Annotated in this window: 1 protein-coding gene; it reads right to left on the bottom strand. The window is 57.4% G+C overall.

Annotated features, from left to right (window positions below; genetic code table 11):
- Positions 1-145: 145 nt before the first annotated feature.
- A complete protein-coding gene (locus BHD08_RS22905) occupies positions 146-1,126 on the bottom strand; it encodes an IS5-like element ISPa52 family transposase (RefSeq protein ID WP_125025263.1) in 981 nt (326 codons plus the stop codon).
- Positions 1,127-1,193: the final 67 nt, after the last annotated feature.

The following is a 1,193-nucleotide window of genomic DNA, read 5'->3' on the forward strand; positions in this document are numbered from 1 at the left end:
GGATGGTCTGAAGTAGTCGAGTTTTTCTGACTGACTTCAGGCACTGCTGATTTTAAAGCGGGATAATGATCAAAAAACGATCAAGTCGCCGGCTCAATTCGATGCTTGAGCCGCTGCGAGCACCTCGCAGCGGCTATGCCTCGCATTACAGGCGCACCTCTCCTGCAGAGGTCAGTAAATGTCGGCGAGCCATCCACAGATTCGATAGCGCAAACAGCGTAACCATCTGCGACATATTCTTCGCCAGGCCTCGGAAGCGCACCTTGGTGTAGCCAAACTGACGCTTGATCACCCGGAACGGGTGCTCGACCTTGGCGCGCACCTGGGCTTTGGCCTTCTCGATCTTGCGCTTGGCTTTGTACAGCGCGCTGCGCTTATCCAGCTTCTTGTAAGTGCTGCGGCGGGCCGCGATCTGCCAGATGACTTCGCGGCCTTCATGTTCGGGACGCTTCTCGACGCCGGTGTAACCGGCGTCTGCGCCGACCATGTTCTCCTCGCCGTGCAGCAGCTTATCGACCTGGGTGACATCCGCGACATTGGCTGCCGTGACCACCACGCTGTGCACCAAACCCGATTCATCGTCGACACCTATGTGTGCCTTGGCCCCGAAGTAATACTGGTTGCCCTTCTTGGTCTGATGCATCTCTGGGTCGCGTTTGCCGTCCTTGTTCTTGGTCGAGCTCGGTGCATTGATCAATGTGGCATCGACAATGGTGCCTTGGCGCAGCGACAGGCCACGGTCACCCAGGTAGCCATTGATAACTGCCAGGATGCCAGCAGCCAGTTCGTGTTTCTCCAGCAGGCGACGGAAGTTGAGGATGGTGGTTTCGTCGGGGATACGCTCCAGGCTCAGCCCCGCGAACTGCCGCAGGATGGTGGTCTCGTACAGTGCCTCTTCCATCGCCGGATCGCTGTAGCCAAACCAGTTCTGCATCAAATGAACCCGCAGCATCGCCATCAGCGGATAGGCCGGACGTCCGCCTTCACCCTTGGGGTAGTGGGGCTCGATCAAGGCAACCAAACCCTTCCATGGCACTACCCGATCCATTTCGATCAAGAACAACTCTTTGCGGGTCTGCTTGCGCTTGCCGGCGTACTCGGCGTCGGAGAAAGTCATCTGCTTCATCGGGCTACTCGGCGGGTAGGATCGGGGTATTTTGCCAAATCAGGAAGTCTTCTTCAGAGTGTCCCTA

This window comes from Pseudomonas sp. SCT (assembly GCF_003864275.1).
GTDB classification, from domain to species: Bacteria; Pseudomonadota; Gammaproteobacteria; order Pseudomonadales; family Pseudomonadaceae; genus Stutzerimonas; species Stutzerimonas stutzeri_AE.